General features: G+C 49.1%; 17 protein-coding genes and 1 other RNA gene. 15 read left to right on the forward strand and 3 right to left on the reverse strand.

What is annotated here, in order from left to right; translation table 11 throughout:
- The first annotated feature begins 162 nt into the window (after nt 1-162).
- From glyQ to rnpB, 10 genes are all read left to right on the forward strand, one after another.
- Nucleotides 163-1,050 carry a glycine--tRNA ligase subunit alpha gene (gene glyQ / locus V8F51_RS17515; protein ID WP_337101618.1) on the forward strand — a complete coding sequence of 296 codons (888 nt, stop codon included), beginning with the start codon at nt 163-165 and terminating at the stop codon, nt 1,048-1,050.
- Nucleotides 1,043-3,124, forward strand: a complete 2,082-nt coding sequence (gene glyS, locus V8F51_RS17520; RefSeq protein WP_337101619.1) for a glycine--tRNA ligase subunit beta — start codon at nt 1,043-1,045, stop codon at nt 3,122-3,124. The genes glyQ and glyS overlap by 8 nt, the downstream gene beginning before the upstream one ends.
- Nucleotides 3,125-3,190: 66 nt before the next feature.
- On the forward strand, nt 3,191-4,006 hold the full coding sequence (locus tag V8F51_RS17525; RefSeq protein ID WP_337101620.1) for a pyruvate, water dikinase regulatory protein: 816 nt from the start codon (nt 3,191-3,193) through the stop codon (nt 4,004-4,006).
- 97 nt (nt 4,007-4,103) lie between these two features.
- Nucleotides 4,104-4,577 carry a YaiI/YqxD family protein gene (locus V8F51_RS17530; protein ID WP_337101621.1) on the forward strand — a complete coding sequence of 158 codons (474 nt, stop codon included), beginning with the start codon at nt 4,104-4,106 and terminating at the stop codon, nt 4,575-4,577.
- Nucleotides 4,578-4,619: 42 nt separating this feature from the next.
- Nucleotides 4,620-6,470 (forward strand): DNA primase, encoded by a 1,851-nt coding sequence (gene dnaG, locus V8F51_RS17535; protein WP_337101622.1) that lies wholly within the window; start codon nt 4,620-4,622, stop codon nt 6,468-6,470.
- Between the two features lie 25 nt (nt 6,471-6,495).
- Nucleotides 6,496-7,626, forward strand: coding sequence for an RNA polymerase sigma factor RpoD (gene rpoD / locus V8F51_RS17540; RefSeq protein WP_337101624.1), 1,131 nt, complete (start codon nt 6,496-6,498; stop codon nt 7,624-7,626).
- 166 nt (nt 7,627-7,792) lie between these two features.
- The gene (locus V8F51_RS17545; RefSeq protein WP_337101625.1) at nt 7,793-8,638 is read left to right on the forward strand and encodes a hypothetical protein; all 846 of its coding nucleotides are present in this window, start codon (nt 7,793-7,795) and stop codon (nt 8,636-8,638) included.
- Entirely contained in the window at nt 8,638-9,420 is a 783-nt protein-coding gene (locus tag V8F51_RS17550; RefSeq protein ID WP_337101626.1) for a tRNA (adenine(22)-N(1))-methyltransferase, read from the forward strand. Before V8F51_RS17545 ends, V8F51_RS17550 begins: the two co-directional genes overlap by 1 nt.
- Nucleotides 9,387-10,508 (forward strand): Nif3-like dinuclear metal center hexameric protein, encoded by a 1,122-nt coding sequence (locus tag V8F51_RS17555; protein ID WP_337101627.1) that lies wholly within the window; start codon nt 9,387-9,389, stop codon nt 10,506-10,508. The genes V8F51_RS17550 and V8F51_RS17555 overlap by 34 nt, the downstream gene beginning before the upstream one ends.
- Nucleotides 10,509-10,607: 99 nt before the next feature.
- Nucleotides 10,608-11,013, forward strand: an RNA gene (rnpB, locus tag V8F51_RS17560) — RNase P RNA component class A.
- Between the two features lie 76 nt (nt 11,014-11,089).
- On the opposite strand, the gene V8F51_RS17565 is transcribed toward rnpB, so the two are convergent.
- Entirely contained in the window at nt 11,090-12,946 is a 1,857-nt protein-coding gene (locus V8F51_RS17565; RefSeq protein WP_337101628.1) for a S8 family peptidase, read from the reverse strand.
- 182 nt (nt 12,947-13,128) lie between these two features.
- Here V8F51_RS17565 and V8F51_RS17570 point away from each other — a divergent pair, with 182 nt between their 5' ends.
- Genes V8F51_RS17570 through V8F51_RS17580 form a run of 3 tightly spaced genes read left to right on the forward strand, consistent with a single transcriptional unit; the run spans nt 13,129 to nt 14,326 of the window.
- On the forward strand, nt 13,129-13,629 hold the full coding sequence (locus V8F51_RS17570) for a YpuI family protein (protein WP_337101629.1): 501 nt from the start codon (nt 13,129-13,131) through the stop codon (nt 13,627-13,629).
- A gap of 55 nt (nt 13,630-13,684) precedes the next feature.
- Nucleotides 13,685-13,897, forward strand: a complete 213-nt coding sequence (locus tag V8F51_RS17575; protein WP_337101631.1) for a DUF1540 domain-containing protein — start codon at nt 13,685-13,687, stop codon at nt 13,895-13,897.
- 6 nt (nt 13,898-13,903) lie between these two features.
- Nucleotides 13,904-14,326 carry a DUF4190 domain-containing protein gene (locus V8F51_RS17580; protein WP_337101632.1) on the forward strand — a complete coding sequence of 141 codons (423 nt, stop codon included), beginning with the start codon at nt 13,904-13,906 and terminating at the stop codon, nt 14,324-14,326.
- 59 nt (nt 14,327-14,385) lie between these two features.
- On the opposite strand, the gene V8F51_RS17585 is transcribed toward V8F51_RS17580, so the two are convergent.
- Nucleotides 14,386-15,015 carry a GTP pyrophosphokinase gene (locus V8F51_RS17585; RefSeq protein WP_337101633.1) on the reverse strand — a complete coding sequence of 210 codons (630 nt, stop codon included), beginning with the start codon at nt 15,013-15,015 and terminating at the stop codon, nt 14,386-14,388.
- A gap of 177 nt (nt 15,016-15,192) precedes the next feature.
- On the opposite strand from V8F51_RS17585, the gene V8F51_RS17590 reads away from it, so the two are divergent.
- On the forward strand, nt 15,193-15,981 hold the full coding sequence (locus V8F51_RS17590) for an ABC transporter ATP-binding protein (RefSeq protein WP_337101634.1): 789 nt from the start codon (nt 15,193-15,195) through the stop codon (nt 15,979-15,981).
- The gene (locus tag V8F51_RS17595) at nt 15,972-18,317 is read left to right on the forward strand and encodes an alpha/beta hydrolase family protein (protein WP_337101635.1); all 2,346 of its coding nucleotides are present in this window, start codon (nt 15,972-15,974) and stop codon (nt 18,315-18,317) included. Before V8F51_RS17590 ends, V8F51_RS17595 begins: the two co-directional genes overlap by 10 nt.
- Before the next feature lie 58 nt (nt 18,318-18,375).
- Here the strand turns inward: V8F51_RS17595 and V8F51_RS17600 are convergent, their stop codons facing one another.
- Nucleotides 18,376-19,074: a queuosine precursor transporter gene (locus tag V8F51_RS17600; protein WP_337101637.1), complete on the reverse strand. Its 699-nt coding sequence runs from the start codon at nt 19,072-19,074 to the stop codon at nt 18,376-18,378.
- Between the last annotated feature and the right edge of the window lie 163 nt (nt 19,075-19,237).

Here is a 19,237-nt window from a genome sequence, read left to right on the forward strand (position 1 = left end):
GAACCAAGTAGGGTGGAACCGCGGGATACAACTCTCGTCCCTACGTCTGGCAACAGGCGTAGAGGCGGGAGTTTTTTGTGATTCCAGCTACCCATCGCCTCTGCTGATGCCCAGCCACAGTCCGACAAAGGACAATAAACGAGGAAGAAGGAGACGGTTTTGATGAATTTTCAAGGTATGATATTGACGCTTCAACAATTTTGGGCAGAACAGAACTGCATTCTCGTTCAACCTTACGACACCGAGAAGGGTGCGGGTACGATGAACCCGATGACCTTCCTGCGATCGATCGGGCCAGAGCCATGGAACGTGGCCTATGTAGAGCCTTCGCGTCGTCCAGCAGACGGCCGTTATGGCGAGAATCCGAATCGGCTCTATCAGCATCACCAGTTTCAAGTGATCCTGAAGCCGTCGCCGGACAATATTCAAGAGCTTTATCTGGAGAGCTTGAAGCGTCTCGGCATCGATGCGCTAGATCACGATATTCGGTTCGTTGAGGACAATTGGGAATCGCCAACGCTTGGCGCTTGGGGACTTGGTTGGGAAGTATGGCTGGATGGCATGGAAATTACGCAATTTACGTACTTCCAACAAGTTGGCGGCATTGATGCTAATCCAGTTGCTGTAGAGATTACATACGGCATGGAGCGTCTTGCCTCCTATATTCAGGATAAAGAAAATGTGTTCGATTTGGAGTGGGTTGAAGGCGTTACTTACGGTGACGTGTTCAAGCAGCCGGAATTCGAGCATTCCAAATATACGTTCGAAACATCGGATTCGGCTATGCTGTTCACGCTGTTCAATATGTATGAGGAAGAAGCAAAGAAGACGATGGAGCAGAAGCTCGTATTCCCTGCATACGATTACGTGTTGAAATGCTCGCATACGTTCAATCTTCTTGATGCCCGCGGGGCAATCAGCGTAACGGAGAGAACTGGCTACATTACACGCGTCAGAAACTTGGCACGTTCATGCGCTGCGACTTATCTGGAGGAGAGAGAACGCCTCGGATTCCCGTTGCTGAAGAAAGGAGTGGAGCACAATGGCTAAAGATTTATTGCTGGAGATCGGACTTGAGGAAGTGCCGGCGCGTTTCGTGCGCGGTGCTATGAATCAGTTGAAGGATAAAATGGTCAAATGGCTCGCAGAATCGCGCATCTCGCACGGCGAGGTTGAGGCGTATGCGACTCCGCGCCGCTTAGCGCTGCTTATTCGCGATGTCGCCGAGAAGCAATCGGATATGAACGAGGAAGCGAAGGGACCTTCGCGAAAAATCGCGCAAGATGAGCAAGGAAACTGGAGCAAAGCGGCGCTTGGCTTCGCACGCAGCCAAGGCGTAGAGCCGGAGCAGCTTTATTTCCAAGAGCTTGCCAGTGTCGAGTATGTGTATGCTACGAAAAGCAGCATTGGATCGGATACGGCTGGCGTACTGCCTGAAGGTTTGCCAGCGCTAATTACTTCGATGTCATTCCCGAAAAACATGCGTTGGGGCGCCCATGAGCTTCGTTTCGTTCGTCCAATTCGCTGGTTAGTCGCATTGTTCGGATCAGAAGTCATTCCATTCGAAATTACAGGCGTGGCAACGGGCAACATTTCCCGCGGACATCGTTTTCTTGGCGGCGAGGCCGTTATCGAGGAAGCTGGTCAATACGCGGAGAAGCTTCGCGAGCAGCAAGTTATCGTTGATGTGGCCGAGAGAGAGAAGCTGATCGTTGCACAGATCGAAGAGCTTGCAGCGGAAAAAGGCTGGGAAATCGCCATTAAGGAAGACTTGCTGGAGGAAGTGCTGTTCCTCGTTGAAATTCCTAACGTATTGTTCGGCACATTCGATCCGGCATTCCTTAACATACCTCAGGAAGTGCTTATTACTTCGATGCGTGAGCATCAGCGCTACTTCCCCGTATTCAACAAGGAAGGCCAGCTTCAACCTAACTTCGTAACTGTGCGCAACGGCGACCGCAGATCGATTGAGCTTGTTGCAAAAGGTAATGAGAAGGTTCTTAGAGCTCGTCTATCCGATGCGAAGTTCTTCTATGCAGAGGATCATAAGCTTGAGATTGTTCAGGCGCTCTCAAAACTTGAAAATATCGTATATCACGAGGAGCTCGGCTCTGTTGCGGATAAAGTAAGAAGAATTCGTGCAACGGCCGACTTGCTGAGCAGCAAGCTCCAAACGGACAGCCAAACGGTGTCCGACGTCAGCCGCGCAGCGGATATTTGCAAATTCGACCTTGTTACGCAAATGGTCTATGAGTTCCCTGAGCTTCAAGGTATCATGGGCGAGGATTATGCTCGCAAGCTTGGCGAACGCGAAGCAGTAGCGAAAGCCATTAATGAGCACTACCAACCGCGTTTTGCCGGCGACCGAGCTCCATCGTCGCTCACAGGAGCAATCGTAAGCTTGGCAGATAAGATCGATACGATCGTTGGCTGCTTCTCGATTGGCATTATCCCAACCGGCTCGCAGGATCCGTATGCGCTGCGCAGACAAGCGGCGGGTATCGTCCAAATTATATTGTCGCATGGCTTGAAGCTGAAGCTTAGCGAGTTGTATGAAGCGGCTTTGTCCGTGCACGAAGCTCGCGGTTTGAAACGCAGCAGTGCAGACATCCGTAAAGACTTATCAGACTTCTTCGCGCTACGGATCAAAAACGTCTTGTCCGAGCAAGGGGTTCGCTACGACGTCGTTGATGCGGTTATGGCATCGGGCCTTGACGATCTAAGTTTAACGATTGAACGCGCAACGGTTATTCAATCGCTGGCTGCCGGCGAAGAACGTTCTGAATTCAAGCTGACTGTAGAAGCTTTCAACCGTGTATGCAATTTGGCTTCCAAAGCAACCGTATTCGAAGTGTCGGCTGCGCTATTCGCTGAATCGGCAGAGTCCGAGCTTTACGTTAAATGGAAAGAGCTGCACGCTGGCTTTGATGCTGCCGTTAAGGAAGGCAATATAGCGCAAGCGGTTCAACTGCTGTCTTCACTGAAACCAGCAATTGACGCATACTTCGACAATGTTATGGTTATGTCGCCTGAGGAAGCGGTTAAGAACAATCGATTGGCTACATTGGCTGCTATCGCAGGGGATGTATCTTCCATTGCTGACTTCTCGAAGTTAGTGTGGTAGCTTACCTGAAGCATATCAATCTGTTTGCCGCCGGAATTCCGGTATATTCGCATAGGGGATGATTGAATGTCTAATTCAACGGCAGAAGTAATCGTATATGTCATTTCTGACGCTGCTGGCGATACGGGTGAGCTTGTCGTTCGCGCAGCTATTGCTCAATTTCATCCGATTAACGCTGATATTCGCCGAGCGCCGTTTATTACCGACGAGCTTGCGTTGTTGCGTGTCATCGGACAAGCGAAGCAATGCGGGGCCATTGTGCTGTATACGCTGGTCATTCCCCAATTACGCGATAGCGTAAAGAAACTGGCTGATGAAGCGGGAGTTGTTGCGATCGATTTGCTCGGCTCCTTTATCGAGACGCTGGAAGAACGGACAGGAAGAAAGTCACGCCAAGAGCCGGGACTTAACCATGCGCTGGACGAGGATTATTTCCGTAAAGTAGAAGCGGTTGAGTTCGCGGTGAAGTATGACGATGCGCGCGATACCTCCGGCGTACGCAAAGCAGATATTGTACTGGTTGGCGTATCTAGAACTTCGAAAACGCCTTTGTCCATGTATCTGGCTCATCAAAAATTTAAAGTCGCCAACGTCCCGCTCGTTCCCGAAATTAAGCCGCCGGCGGAGCTATATACGATTCCAAAGCATAAAATTATCGGCTTGACGATCGGCGTGCCTTATTTGAACATAATCCGCAAGGAGCGCCTTAAAGCGCTGGGACTGCCAAATACGGCACCGTATGCCACAACGGATCGGATCGAGAAGGAAATGGCATACGCTGAAGATATTATGAATCAGCTGGGCTGTGTGATCATTGATGTCTCCCATCGGGCCGTTGAGGAAACAGCTAGTCTCATTATGGAGCAGGTCAGACTGACTTAGTCTCGTTGTTCATAGCAGCAGTATGCAGGATTTTTTCGTTATTTGCCGTATATAATAGTACAGTATAAATGTGAAAATCGAGAACGAGCGGTGATTCATGATAAAGGACAAGCCTAGGGCAGTTGTTGTCGATGCGGACGCTTGCCCGGTTAAGCAAGAAATCGCGGAAGCGACCAAATCTTTTCCCGTGCGCGTCCTGATGGTCGCATCCTATGATCATCGGCTGGAAGCGCAGCCGGGTATTGAAGTCGTGCAAGTGGACCGCAGCGACCAATCGGTGGACTTGTATATCGTTAACCATATTACGAACGGCGACATCGTCATTACTCAGGACTTCGGTCTCGCTTGCATAGCCATCGGCAGAGGCGCGATCGTATTGTCGCCTCGCGGCGAACAGTATACGAATGACAACATTGATTACTTGATGGAACGCCGTCATGAGCTTGCCAAACGGAGGCGAAGCGGGGGCAAGACGAAGGGGCCGAAAGCGATGAACGATGCCGATCGTGAGCGATTTCAACAAAAGTTGACAAAAGTTTTACGAATTGAGCAGGAGAAACATGACGCATAGCGAATATTATTTACGTGTTACTTAGGATGAAGGTGATGAACGATGACATTCGCAAAAATACCCGATGAGGTCATTAGCGAGATTTTGAAGCACAATGACATCGTGGAGACGGTCGGAAAATACGTTCATCTCACGAAGCACGGAAAATATATGAAGGGCTTATGTCCGTTCCATTCCGAGAAGACCCCCTCGTTCACCGTTACGCCCGAACGCCAAATCTTCTATTGCTACGGTTGCGGGAAAGGCGGCAATGTCATTCGTTTTCTTGAGGAGCTGGAGGGATATTCATTCCCCGAAGCTGCTCGGGCACTAGCGGAGGATGCCGGCATTGCAGTACCTGACAGCTGGAGCTCAGATGATGGCGGGAGCAATAACCCGGAGAACGCCGAGCGCGCCAAGCTAATCGAAGCGCATGAGCTTACAGCTAAGCTATATCATTACATGCTGAACAATTCGAAGCAGGGTGTAGAAGCAAAGCGTTATTTGCGCGAGCGGGGACTAAGCGATAAGCTGATTGATCACTTCATGATTGGCTTCGCGACGGACGAATGGGATCGATTAGCAGACTTCTTAGAGAAGCGCGGATTTGACCTGGCCTTGATGGAGAAGGGCGGATTGTTATCGGCAAAAACGGATGGAAGCGGCTATGTGGATCGTTTTCGTAATCGCATCATGTTTCCGATATGGGATAAAGACGGCAAAACGACCGCGTTTGCGGGGCGCATTATAGGCGATGGACAGCCGAAATACTTAAATTCCCCGGAGACAATGCTTTTTACGAAGAGCAGAATCGTATATAACTTGCATCATGCACGGACAGCAATTCGCAAGAGCAAGCAGGCTGTTATTTTTGAAGGTTATATGGATGTCATCAAGTCATGGAGCGCTGGCGTCAAGAACGGCATCGCGACGATGGGAACCGCACTTACCAAGGAACATTGCGCCATCCTTCGCAGACAAGCGGAAGAGGCGATCGTCTGTTATGACGGCGACGATGCTGGACAAGCGGCTGCGTTCAAATCGATCCCGCTGCTGGAAGCGGCAGGTTTGAAGGTGACAGTGGCAATTCTCCCGAAGGGGAAAGACCCCGACGAATATATAGGTGAATACGGGCCGGACGCATTTCTGCGCGAAATCGTCGATCAAGCGGTATCCGTTACAAAATTTAAGCTTATATATTCAAGGAAAAACCATATACTGCTAAAAGAAGAAGGCAAAAAAAATTATCTGCTGGAAGCAATGGATATCGTAGCGGAGCTTAGCTCACCCATTGAACGCGAAGTGTATTTGAAGGAATTGTCCCGCGAGTTCGATATTTCGCTCGAGTCTCTGAAGCAGGATTGCCACCGCAAGGTGCAGGAGCTGCAAAAAAAGAAACCGCAAGGGGATAATAACGACAATTCGTGGAATAATGGTAGAAATGAAAAGCGCCGTACGTCCGGACCTCCGGCTGTATTGCCTGCCTACACGCATGCCGAACGAAGGCTGTTGTACGTTATGATGCGAGACAAAGAGGTTGCTGAAGCCGTCCATAACCGAATCGGTGACGCATTTAACATGGAGGATCATGCGGCACTCGCTGCTTACTTATACGCTTATTATGCTCAAGGTCATGAATCGGATGCCAGCCGCTTTGTAGCTACGCTACAGGATGATCAATTAGAGCGTACAGCGGCATCGATTCTCATGATCGACAGCGATTTTCCGTTTGATGAGACAACGATGAACGCTTATATCCGAGATATTGTTAGGGTACCGCAATTTAAGGAAATTGAACGCAAGAAAGAAGAAATGCTGCGCGCCGAGCGGTCAGGCAACGCTTTGCTGGCAGCGCAATTAGGACTTGAGATTATAACCCTAGACAGACAGCTTAAGGATCGCACTGAGGAGTAGTTTCTAGGGAGGAGGGAGTCGGAATATGGCGAATGATCAACATACTGAACTAGATACGGAACAAAAACTAGATCACGTAAAGGAACAGCTGATCGAGCACGGCAAAAAAAGATCTTCATTAACCTACAAAGAGATTATGGAGAAATTGTCGCCTTTCGATCAGGATCCAGAACAGATTGATGAATTTTTCGAGCAGCTTGATGATTTAGGTATTGAGGTGCTTAACGAAAATGACGAGGATCATCCGCTACGCGGTGCTGGGGAAGAACAAGAGCGCGAACAGGACGACTTCAATTTTGACGATGATCTGGCGTTGCCGCCAGGCATCAAGATCAACGATCCGGTACGTATGTATCTGAAGGAAATCGGACGTGTTCCGTTGCTCCTGGCAGATGACGAGGTTGAACTCGCCAAACGTATCGAGAACGGAGACGAAGAAGCGAAGCGCAGATTGGCTGAAGCGAACTTGCGTCTCGTCGTTAGTATTGCGAAGCGTTATGTCGGCAGGGGCATGCTGTTCCTTGACTTGATTCAAGAAGGCAATATGGGTCTGATTAAAGCCGTTGAGAAGTTCGACCATGCGAAGGGCTTCAAATTCAGTACGTATGCAACTTGGTGGATTCGTCAAGCGATTACGCGCGCCATTGCGGACCAAGCGCGTACGATTCGGATTCCCGTGCATATGGTTGAGACGATAAATAAACTTATTCGTGTATCTCGTCAATTGCTTCAAGAGCTGGGGCGTGAACCGACGCCAGAGGAAATTGCTGCAGAGATGGAGCTTAGCACGGAGAAAGTACGCGAGATTATGAAGATCGCTCAAGAGCCGGTATCTTTGGAAACGCCGATCGGGGAAGAGGACGATTCGCATCTCGGGGATTTCATCGAGGACCAAGAAGCGCTTGCGCCTGCTGATGCAGCCGCGTATGAGCTTCTGAAGGAACAGCTTGAAGATGTACTTGATACGCTTACTGAGCGTGAAGAAAACGTACTGCGTCTGCGTTTCGGTCTTGATGACGGTCGTACGCGTACGCTTGAGGAAGTCGGCAAGGTGTTTGGCGTAACGCGCGAACGTATTCGTCAGATTGAAGCCAAAGCGCTCCGCAAGCTGCGTCATCCAAGCCGCAGCAAACGCTTAAAGGATTTCCTCGAATAACGTTTGTTTGTTTGGTACTGCAATGACCTTTCTGCGCCTGCAGCGAGGTCTTTTTTTTCTAGTTCGGCTCGATCCGTATAATCATTAACTCTAATAAAGCATAGGCCTGAATCCGATACATACATTGAAACGTCAAAACGGTAAGACGGAAAGGATAAGAACCAATATGAATTCGGATCGCCGACAAACCATTGTAAGAGAAATCGAGCATTGGCGAAGGAGCAAGCTGTTGCCCGATCATTATTGCGATTTTTTACTCAATCTGTATGCGGATCAAGAAACGGTCAGTCCATCCTCCCGAGCAGCCGGCGGATCGAGCACCGCACGAAAAGCGGTTGCGGCGGTACAGCGGGCTACAGGCATGCAATGGTTTCTTACATTTGGAACTTTTACCTTAATTTCCTTCGTTGTGTTTTATTTTAGCGTTTTTCATCCGCTATTGCAAATAGGTGTTATCGTACTGGCGGTAGTCGTTTTACTGTGGCTTGGTCAACGTCTTGGAAAGCATAATGAGGCTGCCGGCTTAGCGTTAACCGGAATAGCGATGCTGCTTCTATTGGGCGGTGGGCTGTTTATGTACGGATTGCATGATATAACGGAGTGGTGGACCAAAGTGGCTCTGCTTGGTTTCTGTGCGCTGTTATGGATAGCCTATGGCATATTGGCTCGTATTCCTGTGCTGCACTTATGCGGCTGGATCACTTCGATACTTGTATACGCATGGCTGCTGTCGCATTACATGGGAGCTTCCAAGTGGTACGAAATTCAGTTATATTGGCTGCCGATTGCGTGCTTGTTCGCATGGGGCAGCTGGTTCATTCATCGTTGGCAGAAGCCGGTATCGGCTGTACTATTCGTCACCTGTGCGTTAGTATGGTTTATGCCTGAGCTGTACGCCATGTTGTTTTCAGACGAAATCGCTTGGATTCAACTGCAATTGATCGTCAAAATTGGCATTGGCGGCGGTTTGTTGTTTTTAATGCGAAAAAAATGGATGGTGTGGGTTGTATAATGTTGAAATTATCAAAAAGACTGCAAACGATTGCCGATTATGTGACTGAAGGCTCGCGAATAGCCGACATTGGCTCCGATCATGCGATGCTGCCCGTCTACTTGCTTCAATCGAAAAAATGTCCTTCGGGTATTGCCGGAGAGCTTAACGAAGGTCCTTACGAGGCCGCTCGCAAGCAGGTAGCCGATGCTGGACTGAGTTCGAGGTTATCTGTTAGGCAAGGCGACGGTTTATCCGTTCTGAAGCCTGGCGAAGCCGATACGGTGACGATTGCGGGCATGGGCGGCAGTCTGATGAGCGAAATATTGGAAGCTGGATTACAGGCAGGGCAGCTAAGCGGTGTGCGTGAGCTTATTCTGCAACCGAATGTCGGTGAAGACATCGTAAGAAGATGGCTTTATCAACATAGCTGGTATTTGGCTGATGAGAGCATAATAGAAGAAGACGGTAAAATTTATGAAGTTATGCGAGCTGTTCTTAACGTTGATGCAGCGGAATTGAATAATAAGCTGTATAACAACGGTTTCCTAAACGTCGAGTTGAATGAGGAGAAAGGCGTTGCGGTGCTGTTCCAAATGGGACCTCACCTGCTGCGGAAGCCTACCCCTGTACTTCACCGGAAATGGCGTATGGAGTTGGAAAAGCAGGAGCGCATTTGCCAGCAGCTTGCTAAGTCGGAATTAGCAGAATCGGAGCGGAAGCTTCATCAGTTCCGTGCGGAAATGAATGTTACGCAGGAGGTATTGCAATGTTTGCCAACGGACATACCGTCATCCAATTGATGGAGAAACTAGCTCCCAAGCATTACGCGGTAGAAAATGACAAGATCGGACTGCAGCTCGGGACGCTTAATAAAGCTATTGATAAAGTGTTAATCGCGCTTGATGTAACCGATGAGGTCGTGGATGAAGCGATTGCGGCAGGTGCTGGACTTATTATCGCTCATCATGCGATTATTTATCGTCCGCTGGCGAAGCTCGATACTTCAACGCCGGCAGGCAAGCTTTACGAGAAGCTGATCAAGAACGATATTGCGGTGTATATTTCGCATACGAATCTCGATGTTGCCGATGGCGGCATCAACGATTGGTTGGCTGATCAGATTGGTATCTCTGCTTCCGGACGTCAGTGCCTGGAAGAGGTTCATACGGATAAGCTTTACAAGCTTGTCGTATTCGTGCCGGAGAGCCATCATGAGCAAGTGCTTGCGGCGCTATGGCGCGCAGGAGCGGGCGAGATAGGCAACTACAGCCAATGCAGCTTCAATATCAAAGGCACCGGTACGTTCCTGCCCGGACCGGGTACTCATCCTTTCCTTGGCGAGCAAGGCAAGCTGGAACACGCTAACGAAGTGCGAATTGAAGTCATCGTTCCGCACAGCGTTCACCGCAAGGCGGTACAAGCGATGTTGAAGGCACATCCTTATGAGGAGGTAGCCTACGACTTGTACGCTGTCGATTTGAAGGGTCGTGCCTTCGGACTTGGCAGAGTGGGTAAGCTGGAGCAGGAAGTTAGCCTAAGCGAGCTTGCCGAACGTTTGAAGCAGGCATTCGATGTGCCTGCGCTGCGAGTCGTCGGCCAGTTGGACCGCAGTATTCGCAAAGCGGCCGTGCTCGGCGGCTCGGGAGCAAGATATGTCCGTCACGCGATATTTGCTGGTGCTGACGTGCTCGTAACGGGGGATATTGATTATCATACCGCGCATGATGCACTGGCAGCGGGAATCGCCATTATTGACCCCGGACATAACATCGAGAAGGTTATGAAGCAGCAGGTTGCCGATTGGCTGAATGGTCAGCTGCAGGCGACTAAAAGCGAAACGAAAGTAATTGCGTCTGCGTTAAATACAGAACCATTCACGTTCATATAGAGCCTTGCTTGCAATGCCGCTTGGTGTTCCAATTTCAATTGGTATGAGTTAGAGGGTTGAGCTTTAACCGAATACCTAGTATACTAGATCGTGCTACGGAAAGTTTGACAGACAATCGCTGGCGGCCTTGTTGCCGCGAGAGGAAAGTCCGGGCTCCGCAGGGCAGGATGCTGGATAACGTCCAGTCAGCGCGAGCTGAAGGATAGTGCCACAGAAATGGACCGCCGATGGCTGGCTTAGGCCGGCACAGGCAAGGGTGGAACCGTGGTGTAAGAGACCACGAGGAGTGCAGGTGACTGCAGTCCTGGTAAACCCCATCTGGAGCAAGACCGAGAGGACGCAGCAGCCGCAAGGTTGCAGCCTTAGCCTGAGGCGCGTCCGGGTTGGTTGCTGGAGCCGTATAGCAATGTGCGGCCTAGATAGATGATTGTCGCTTCCTCGTGGGAGGGTCGTTCCCGTTCGCACCACTAGAAGTACAGAACCCGGCTTACGGCAAACTTTCCGCACGACAAATTATTAATGACAAACGAAGAAGGTTGAGTGAGGATGCACAGCATCCTCTGCTCAACCTTCTATTTGTTTTATCTATATCTGCGAACAATATTGTCCAAGCGGCGTTTCACTTGGTCTGGAAACGTCTGGAGCGCATTTCCGTAGCTGGAGGCTGCCTGCAGCGCTTTGTTCACATCAATCTCACCGTAGCCGAAGTAATCATCTTTGCCCTTCGTGCCGAGATCAATGGACGAACTGCGCATAAGCTCCATAACTTCTTTATTGGTAAGCTCCGGATTAACCGACCGAATCAAGCCTGCAAGCGCAGCGACATGCGGCGATGCCATTGACGTGCCCGATAATGCTGCGTATTGACTTCCCGGATACGTACTGGCGATGCTGTCGCCAGGTGCTGCCACGTCAATGTAATCACCATAGTTGGAGAAGGAAGCTTTCTCTTTATTGCTGTCAGTGGCAGCGACCGCGAACACCTCTGGATAAGCTGCAGGGTATCCAGGACGATCGGTATTGTCATTGCCGCTCGCGGCAATCATGACGACATCATGCTCGTAAGCGTATTTGATCGCATCGTGAAGGAAATCGGCTTCGGCATAGTTGCCGAGACTCATATTAATGACTTTTGCGCCGTGATCGACTGCCCATATAATGCCTTGGGCTACCGTATAGGTTGAGCCTGCGCCGCTGCTGTCCAGCACCTTCACAGGCATGATTTTATTGTACCAAGATACGCCTGCGACGCCTTCGCCATTATTAACTGAAGCTCCGATGATTCCGGCTACATGCGTGCCATGACCCACATCGTCATCGGGATCTTTATCTTCATCGACAAGATTGATGCCGTCCAGAAGCTTACCTTTTAAGTCAGGATGGTTGCTCTGGACGCCTGTATCGAGCACCGCGACAATGACTTGTTCATCACCCTTGGACACTTTCCAGCCCTTCTCCGCTTCAATGGATGGTAAATTCCATTGATACTCGGAATAAAGCGCATCGTTTGGAATGATATCGTTATCTGTCACCGTCTCGTTCGTCATGTACAAATAATGGGGCTCGGCGTATTCCGGATTCCATTTTTGACGGAAATACTGCAGCATTTTCTCGGTTTCAAGCTTCTTCGACCTGAAGACGTACGTATCGCCGATTTGCTGTACGGATACGGCGTCAATATCGCGCTTGATCTGCTCCAGCTCACGATTATTAGGTCTGCTCGCAAAGTGAATGACCGCATCGCGAACATGATAATGGCTGGCATTGCCATTGTCCTCGCCGGTGCGAACAGTCGTATCGATCGTTGAATTTGGTTTCACCGATTCGATTTTGTAATTGCCCTCTGCAGGATATGGAATGAGACGCAGGTTCCGCTTTTGATGTGCCTCGACGGATTTGATAATATTTTGATTAATGACGCCGACAACGCCAATTCCTGGATGCCTCGTATCCGGAACGCCTAACACCATATATCGGTTGCCGTCCTTGTCGTTGAACGTTGGCGATTCGAACTTTGCGCCTTTCATCACTTGCAGCTTCGCTGTCTTCACATATTGCTGCGCAACGTGCGAATCAGCCGAATCCGGTACTTCGCCGCGTTCAACCGAGCGTTTACCGTTGATCCAGCTAATGTAACGCATATGATGATGCTCATGCATAAGGTGCTCAACAGAGTTTTCGGAATCTTTGCGTGACGAGCTGCCAGCGCTCATCAGCTTATGAAAATCACGCGAGCATTCCGTTGTACATAACAAAGCGGTAGCATTCATGTCGTTTTGCAGCGTATTGAGCTTAAGCGCATGTTCGCGTTTTACGGCGAAGCTTTCTGACTTTCGCGGGGTTTCCTTAACGCTTCTCGGCGTGAAGAGCCGGGACGACGGAATAAGCAGGGCGGCAAGAGCAACAATGGTAAACGCGCCAATCCAATATTTTCGCATGTTCGAAACCTCCAAATAAATCGTTCAGTTGAAGAGATGCCTAAAAGTTAGAGTTCGGCTAATGGCGGCAAAATATGCGAAGCAAAAAGAGTCAATCGCCAGTACCACTTCCATGCAATTTGTGGTACGATGTTGATGCCTACAGTTTTTTTCTGAGTGAAATGAAAGGGGATCTACCTATAATGCCATCTGCTAACGTAAATTCGATCAGCGAATCCACTCGCAACAAATTGAAAGACGCGGTTAATCAACTTGAACCGTTTCTGAACAACTATGCGCTGTCGCAGTTGTCCGAGAAGGACAGCAGCGAGGAAGCACAACTGTTCTACAAAGGACTTTTATCCGATTTGAGACATTTGTTGGTGTTCTCTGAAGTCTCGGTTGAAAAGCTGGGAGTTCTTCTTAGACGCCCCAATTTCGATACCGATTTCGCAGAACGCGCGCTTTATGAAGTGTACCACCAATGCGTTAGCGCATTTTTCTATCCGAAGAACGAATGTTATTCCGAGGACGGACGTTACGCTTATACGGGACAAGACGCGATTCGCTTCCGTTACAAGCCTATCCGCGAAGCTCGCGACATCGTGCTTAGCGTATCGAAGATTTTTGAGGAGCTGCGCGACGAATTGGCGTATTACGAGAATGACTACATGACGCAGCGCCGCATGCAAGGACAAAAATAAGGCAAGAATGAATCACCTTCGGTCAGGGAAACTTGATAACGGAGGTGATTTTTTTATGCCGAATGGCGTATCCTGCACGGTGTCCAATTGTTCCTTCTGGAAAGAAGGCAATGGATGCAATGCAAAAGAGATCACGATTGAAATTGATCAGCATTCGAGTCATTCTTATCATGAAGAATTTGCTGGAGACGAACTTGGGCTGTTCCATGAGGATCAGGCGGAGCAATCGTCGGCTACATGCTGCCTCACCTTTAACCCAAAGGAGTGATTGGCGATGGAGAAATTCGAGCATGAACATGATGATGAGCTTCGAAAAACCGGCCAAACGCCGGCGGTCATCGATCCGTTAACGAACGCTTCGCTAAACAATGTAAATGAAGAGATGGCAGCCGATTTCGCAGTTGGCGCTCCTGGCGCTTATGTAGAGCGGGATCGGAAGGAAAATGGGTATGCCGCGTATGAGGATGAAGGCAATGATGTGCGCAGCGGGGGATATGCATTAGGCTGGGTGGCGCTCGTATTTGCAATTGCGTCATGGTTTGTATGGCCTGTGCTGCTTGGCGCAACATCAGCCGTTCTTGGCTTCATTGCTTACAGGCAAAGTGCGAGAGGGCTAGGCGGTTGGTCTATGGCGATCGGATTATTGGCAGTTGTTATGTATTTAGTCATCGTTCCCTTTTATTACGCGATAACCTAAAGCGGATAATAAGCAAACAGCTCCCTGCCATTACGGCGGGGAGCTGTTTTGCGTTATGTCTATTCGAGCGTCTGTGTGCGATGGCGCTGGACTTCTTCATTGAGAGCAAGCATTTGACGATCAAGCGAATCGATCATCGCGGCTGAGCCCTTTAGTTGCTGCTGGATATGCTCGGGTATCCGCTCATCAAACTTGTAGTAAATTTTATGCTCGAGGCTTGCCCAGAAATCCATCGCTATCGTCCTAATTTGAATTTCAACACCTACATACTCCGTGCGATTCGTTAAAAATACGGGGATTTCGATGATGAGATGGACGCTTTGGTAGCCGTTAGGCTTTGGATTTTTCACATAATCCTTAATCTCGATGATTTTGACGTCGCTCTGCATGCTTATCATGTCGACAATGTGGTAAATGTCCGTTGAGAAGGAGCAGATGACTCTGACGCCTGCAATGTCTCTTATATGCTCTCTGGCTGCCTCGAGCGATATATCGAGCCCTTTGCGCCGCAGCTTCGTCATTAAGCTCTCTGGCGTCTTAATGCGCGTCTTCATATGCTCAATTGGATTATAGTCGTGAATGAATTGGAATTCCTCGTTCAAAATATTGAGCTTCGTTTCAACTTCATCCAATGCAAATTTATACGTTAGAAAAAAATGCGACCATTCTTTGATTTGATCGGGTTTCATAGGATAATCACTCCTGAGTTTGTAAAAATATATGAAATTCACAAAAGTCAACGGTACCCGTACAGCAAGAATCGTTGTATGATAATAATGGTGGATATGAAGTGTGAAGTCAAATTATCGTCAAATTATCATTTCGTACAACATGTATAAGCATACATTGACCGGGAGGACTATCCAGTGGTTATAGACATAAAAGGCGTATCGTGGGATCGCGGTGATAAAACGATTTTGCAGCAGATCGATTGGAAAGTGCGGGAGGGCGAGCATTGGTGCTTGCTCGGCTTGAACGGATCAGGCAAGACGACACTGCTCAATATGATTAATGGGTATATATGGCCGACTGACGGTCAAATGGAAGTGCTAGGCAAAAAATTCGGTGAATTTGATCTTCGCGAGCTGCGCAAAAGCATTGGTTGGGTTAGCACGTCGCTGCAACAGAAACTATATGGCAGCGAAACGGCGTTCAATATCGTGCTCAGCGGCAAATTCGCAACGATCGGTTTGTATGATCGTACGGACGATGCCGATTCCGATAGAGCTGAAGAGCTTATGCAATCGTTGGGCTGCGCGGCGCTTATGCAGCGAACCTATGATACGCTGTCACAAGGCGAGCGACAGCGCGTACTCATTGCCAGAGCACTGATGGCTTCGCCCAAGCTGTTAATATTGGACGAGCCTTGTACAGGGCTGGACGTGTTCGCGCGCGAGCAACTGCTGTATATGATTTCGTCCGTTGCGGAGCAAGAGCATGCGCCTACCATTATTTATGTAACGCACCATGTAGAAGAAATATTGCCTTGTTTCACGAAGACGCTGCTCATTAAGGATGGGACGGTATTTGCCGCCAGCTCCACGGATGAAGTGCTTAAGACGGAGACGATGAGCGAGTTTTTTGGCGTTCCCGTTAGAATTGAGCAGCATGACGGCCGTAATTGGCTCACCGTTAAGGAGAACTTATGGAATTAGCGATACAAGAGCAACGTAAGCTGTTCAAGTTCGCAGCATGGTTGAGATTAAGATATGACTTGCGTGCTGACCGCGACAGCTTCGTATGGCGAATTGCTACAGGCAGTCTTATCGTCTTCGGATCGCTTTCGATGTATACGGCCGTAATGGGGATGCCTACCGGTCTCGGAGCGGTTATAGACACCATTCTCTTCCTGCTCGCGAATGTGCTGGCAATCGGGGTATCCGCATTCATCGTATCGATCCTGTTGTCGATTGTTTACGTTCCCGTTCCTAGACGCTTTACGGCAGTGCTGCTCTACGTGGGTATCGAAACGTATATGATTTTATACTTTGCTGAACTTGGCATTCTTATGTCTATTGCATTAGCCGCCTTGTATGCGATCATAGGAGCTTTGCTCGGTGTAATGCTTGGATTGCTGCTCAGGTGGCGGACCAAGCCGCGCTACAAATGGATGACCGGCATAAGCTTGCCGATCATCATCGCTCTGATCGTTACTTTGGCGGGCTGGCCGAATCCAGCGTCGATGCCGCAAAGAGAAGAAACGGCGATAGAAGCTGTGTCTCCGGTCCACGCGGATAATCCCGCTCTTCCAGGAACTTATGGTTTCTCTTCGTTCAGTTACGGAAGCGGGGCTGACAAGCATCGGGATCTATTCGGTGAAGATGTGGATTGGATGACGAAATCTGTGGACGCTTCGGGATATGTTACGAAATGGTCAAACCTGAAGACGCGCTTCTGGGGCTTTGATGAACATAAGCTCCCGATTAACGGCAGAGTATGGATGCCGGAGGGAGAAGGTCCGTTTCCGCTTGTTCTAATTGTACACGGGAATCATCTGATGGAGCAGTTTTCGGATGGTGGTTATGCTTATTTGGGAGAGTTGCTTGCAAGCAGAGGCATGATCGCCATTTCCGTAGACGAGAATTTCTTGAATTATTCGGTCTGGTCGGGTATACCGAACAACGATATGAAGGTGCGTGCGTGGATGCTTCTTAAGCATCTTCAGCAGATTAAGACTTTTAATGAAAGCATGGACAATCCATTTACGCATAAAGTCGATATGGACAAGATTTCGCTCATCGGTCACTCCAGAGGGGGACAAGCGGTAGCGATGGCCGCCGACGCCGATCGATGGTTCAAAGAGGATAAATCGTTAACGGATTTGGAAGACATTCAGATTCGTTCGGTAGTAGCCATTGCGCCGACCGACAAACAGGTGGATGACAAGTCCGCCCGGTTGAAGGATGTCAACTATTTAACGCTCCAAGGCGCGCGTGACGGTGATGTGAATTCCTTCTACGGTGATCGCCAGTACAGCAGAACGTCATTCACGGGCGATTTCGATGGATTTAAGGCTTCGCTCTATATAGCCGATGCGAATCATAGCCAATTCAACACCGCTTGGGGAATCATGGATGAGCGACTGCCAGGCGGCATGTTCTTGAACCGACAAGGCATGCTGGAGGGGGATGAACAGCGAGATATTGCGAAGCTGTACATTTCCGCATTTCTCGAAGCTACTTTGCATGGCGAGAACCAATATACCGAAATGTTCCGTGATTACCGCACGGCTCTGGATTGGCTGCCTGACAGCACGTACGTGAATCGTTATGAATCGTCTAATTTCACGGAAATAACAAGATATGAGGGCAGCTCTGTCAAAACAACGATAAGCGGCGGGGGCAAAGCTTCGGCTGAAGGTATGACGGAGTGGGAAGTGACAAATGCCAAGGATCGTGATGGCAAAAATAAAGGAACGAAAGCAGTCTCGCTCGAATGGGAGGAGCCAGGCGCTATATACGAGCTTGAGCTGCCGAAGCGCGTAACCGAACAAATGGCTTCCGAAACGACATCTTCGAGCCTAATATTCTCATTGGCAAATTTAGAACGGGATTTATTAGCCGACGAGGCTGTGGAAGAAGAGGAAACGGAAGCCGACGATGAAGCAAATGACGAAATAGATACAGAAATAGAAGCTGAAGCTGAAGTTGAAGAATTATCCGAGCTGCCTCCGCTTCCGGAACTGGAGATCGTTCTAACGTCGAGTGACGGCCAGATATTTGAATTGCCATTATCCGAGATTATGCCTGTCAGTCCTCCGACGTATACAGCTTTCATGACGCTTCCATGGCTGGAGAAACGAATGAAAGACGAGAAGTACAAACAATCGAACGAGCCGGTGTTCCAAACTTTTATTGTTCCTCTGGACGCGTTCGAGACGCCGAATGAATCAATAGAAGAGCTTGAGATTACGAAAATATCTTTTGCATTCGTAGACGGACCAGGCAAAGTGATGCTCGACGATATCGGAATCATGCCGACACAATCTTAACGAACAACAAAGAAGCGATTCCGTATCTAACGGGATCGCTTCTTTATTGTTCGTTTCATTAAAGTCTCTCTTCCTTAAACGTAAAGCTTCTGGCCGCGTATAGGAAAGGGGTCGAGACAAGCGAAACGATAAATTTGATAATGTATGTCGAAAGGAAGATCGACAGCCAGACGTCGCTTTCGTATTCACCGGCGAACGCGATCGTGCAGAAGATCAGCGTATCTACAAGCTGACTGACGAGCGTACTGCCGTTATTGCGAATCCAAAGCTTATTCTGCGCTGGAAACATCCGCTTAAGTACCGTATAAATTTTGACATCTAGAAACTGGCTGACGAAATAGGCGCATAAGCTGCCAAGCGCGATTCGCGGCAGGAGGCCGAATAACGTCTCAAGAGACCCTTGCACCTCAAGCGGGAACGGCTCCTGAACGGGTTCGAACAATAACGCCATTTGCATAATGACCGTAGTTGCAACTAGCGTGAAGAAGCCGAACCATACCGCTTTCTTGGCTGCCTTCTCCCCATACTTCTCGTTAAGCAAATCGGATGCGAGATAGATGGTGCCGTACATCGTGTTGCCGAGCGTAATAATGATGCCAAGCGGCAATTCGACGGTCTTTACGACTTGAATATTAGCAAGCACGGTTGCCATGCCGATCCAAGCGTAAATACCGATTTTGCCGAACATTCGATACGAAATAAGAAATAATGTGAAATGGATAATCATAAAAAGAGCGCCAAACCATAAGTTAAACATATTTTCCTCCTAGTTTTGATAACGCGGGAGTTTGCGAACCGCGCGCCGACATGCAAAAATGACCGGCATTCGCTGCACCGCCAAAGGAGGGCGACAGCCGGTTCACCTTGCTATTCAGCCTTAGCTATTATAAACGGTAGTCCCTTTACAGGCAATGTATAGT

The sequence above is a fragment of the Paenibacillus sp. YIM B09110 genome, assembly GCF_037167145.1.
Classification (GTDB): domain Bacteria; phylum Bacillota; class Bacilli; order Paenibacillales; family Paenibacillaceae; genus Pristimantibacillus.

What these genes read in the sequence shown, in the direction of transcription:
- V8F51_RS17530 (WP_337101621.1), top strand. Translation starts at nt 4,104, where the DNA reads ATGATAAAGGACAAGCCTAGGGCAGTTGTTGTCGATGCGGACGCTTGC.
- V8F51_RS17570 (WP_337101629.1), top strand. Translation starts at nt 13,129, where the DNA reads ATGCCATCTGCTAACGTAAATTCGATCAGCGAATCCACTCGCAACAAA.
- V8F51_RS17585 (WP_337101633.1), bottom strand. Translation starts at nt 15,015, where the DNA reads ATGAAACCCGATCAAATCAAAGAATGGTCGCATTTTTTTCTAACGTAT.
- V8F51_RS17575 (WP_337101631.1), top strand. Translation starts at nt 13,685, where the DNA reads ATGCCGAATGGCGTATCCTGCACGGTGTCCAATTGTTCCTTCTGGAAA.
- V8F51_RS17565 (WP_337101628.1), bottom strand. Translation starts at nt 12,946, where the DNA reads ATGCGAAAATATTGGATTGGCGCGTTTACCATTGTTGCTCTTGCCGCC.
- V8F51_RS17550 (WP_337101626.1), top strand. Translation starts at nt 8,638, where the DNA reads ATGTTGAAATTATCAAAAAGACTGCAAACGATTGCCGATTATGTGACT.
- dnaG (WP_337101622.1), top strand. Translation starts at nt 4,620, where the DNA reads ATGACATTCGCAAAAATACCCGATGAGGTCATTAGCGAGATTTTGAAG.
- glyQ (WP_337101618.1), top strand. Translation starts at nt 163, where the DNA reads ATGAATTTTCAAGGTATGATATTGACGCTTCAACAATTTTGGGCAGAA.
- V8F51_RS17600 (WP_337101637.1), bottom strand. Translation starts at nt 19,074, where the DNA reads ATGTTTAACTTATGGTTTGGCGCTCTTTTTATGATTATCCATTTCACA.
- glyS (WP_337101619.1), top strand. Translation starts at nt 1,043, where the DNA reads ATGGCTAAAGATTTATTGCTGGAGATCGGACTTGAGGAAGTGCCGGCG.
- V8F51_RS17595 (WP_337101635.1), top strand. Translation starts at nt 15,972, where the DNA reads ATGGAATTAGCGATACAAGAGCAACGTAAGCTGTTCAAGTTCGCAGCA.
- V8F51_RS17580 (WP_337101632.1), top strand. Translation starts at nt 13,904, where the DNA reads ATGGAGAAATTCGAGCATGAACATGATGATGAGCTTCGAAAAACCGGC.
- rpoD (WP_337101624.1), top strand. Translation starts at nt 6,496, where the DNA reads ATGGCGAATGATCAACATACTGAACTAGATACGGAACAAAAACTAGAT.
- V8F51_RS17525 (WP_337101620.1), top strand. Translation starts at nt 3,191, where the DNA reads ATGTCTAATTCAACGGCAGAAGTAATCGTATATGTCATTTCTGACGCT.
- V8F51_RS17545 (WP_337101625.1), top strand. Translation starts at nt 7,793, where the DNA reads ATGAATTCGGATCGCCGACAAACCATTGTAAGAGAAATCGAGCATTGG.
- V8F51_RS17555 (WP_337101627.1), top strand. Translation starts at nt 9,387, where the DNA reads ATGTTTGCCAACGGACATACCGTCATCCAATTGATGGAGAAACTAGCT.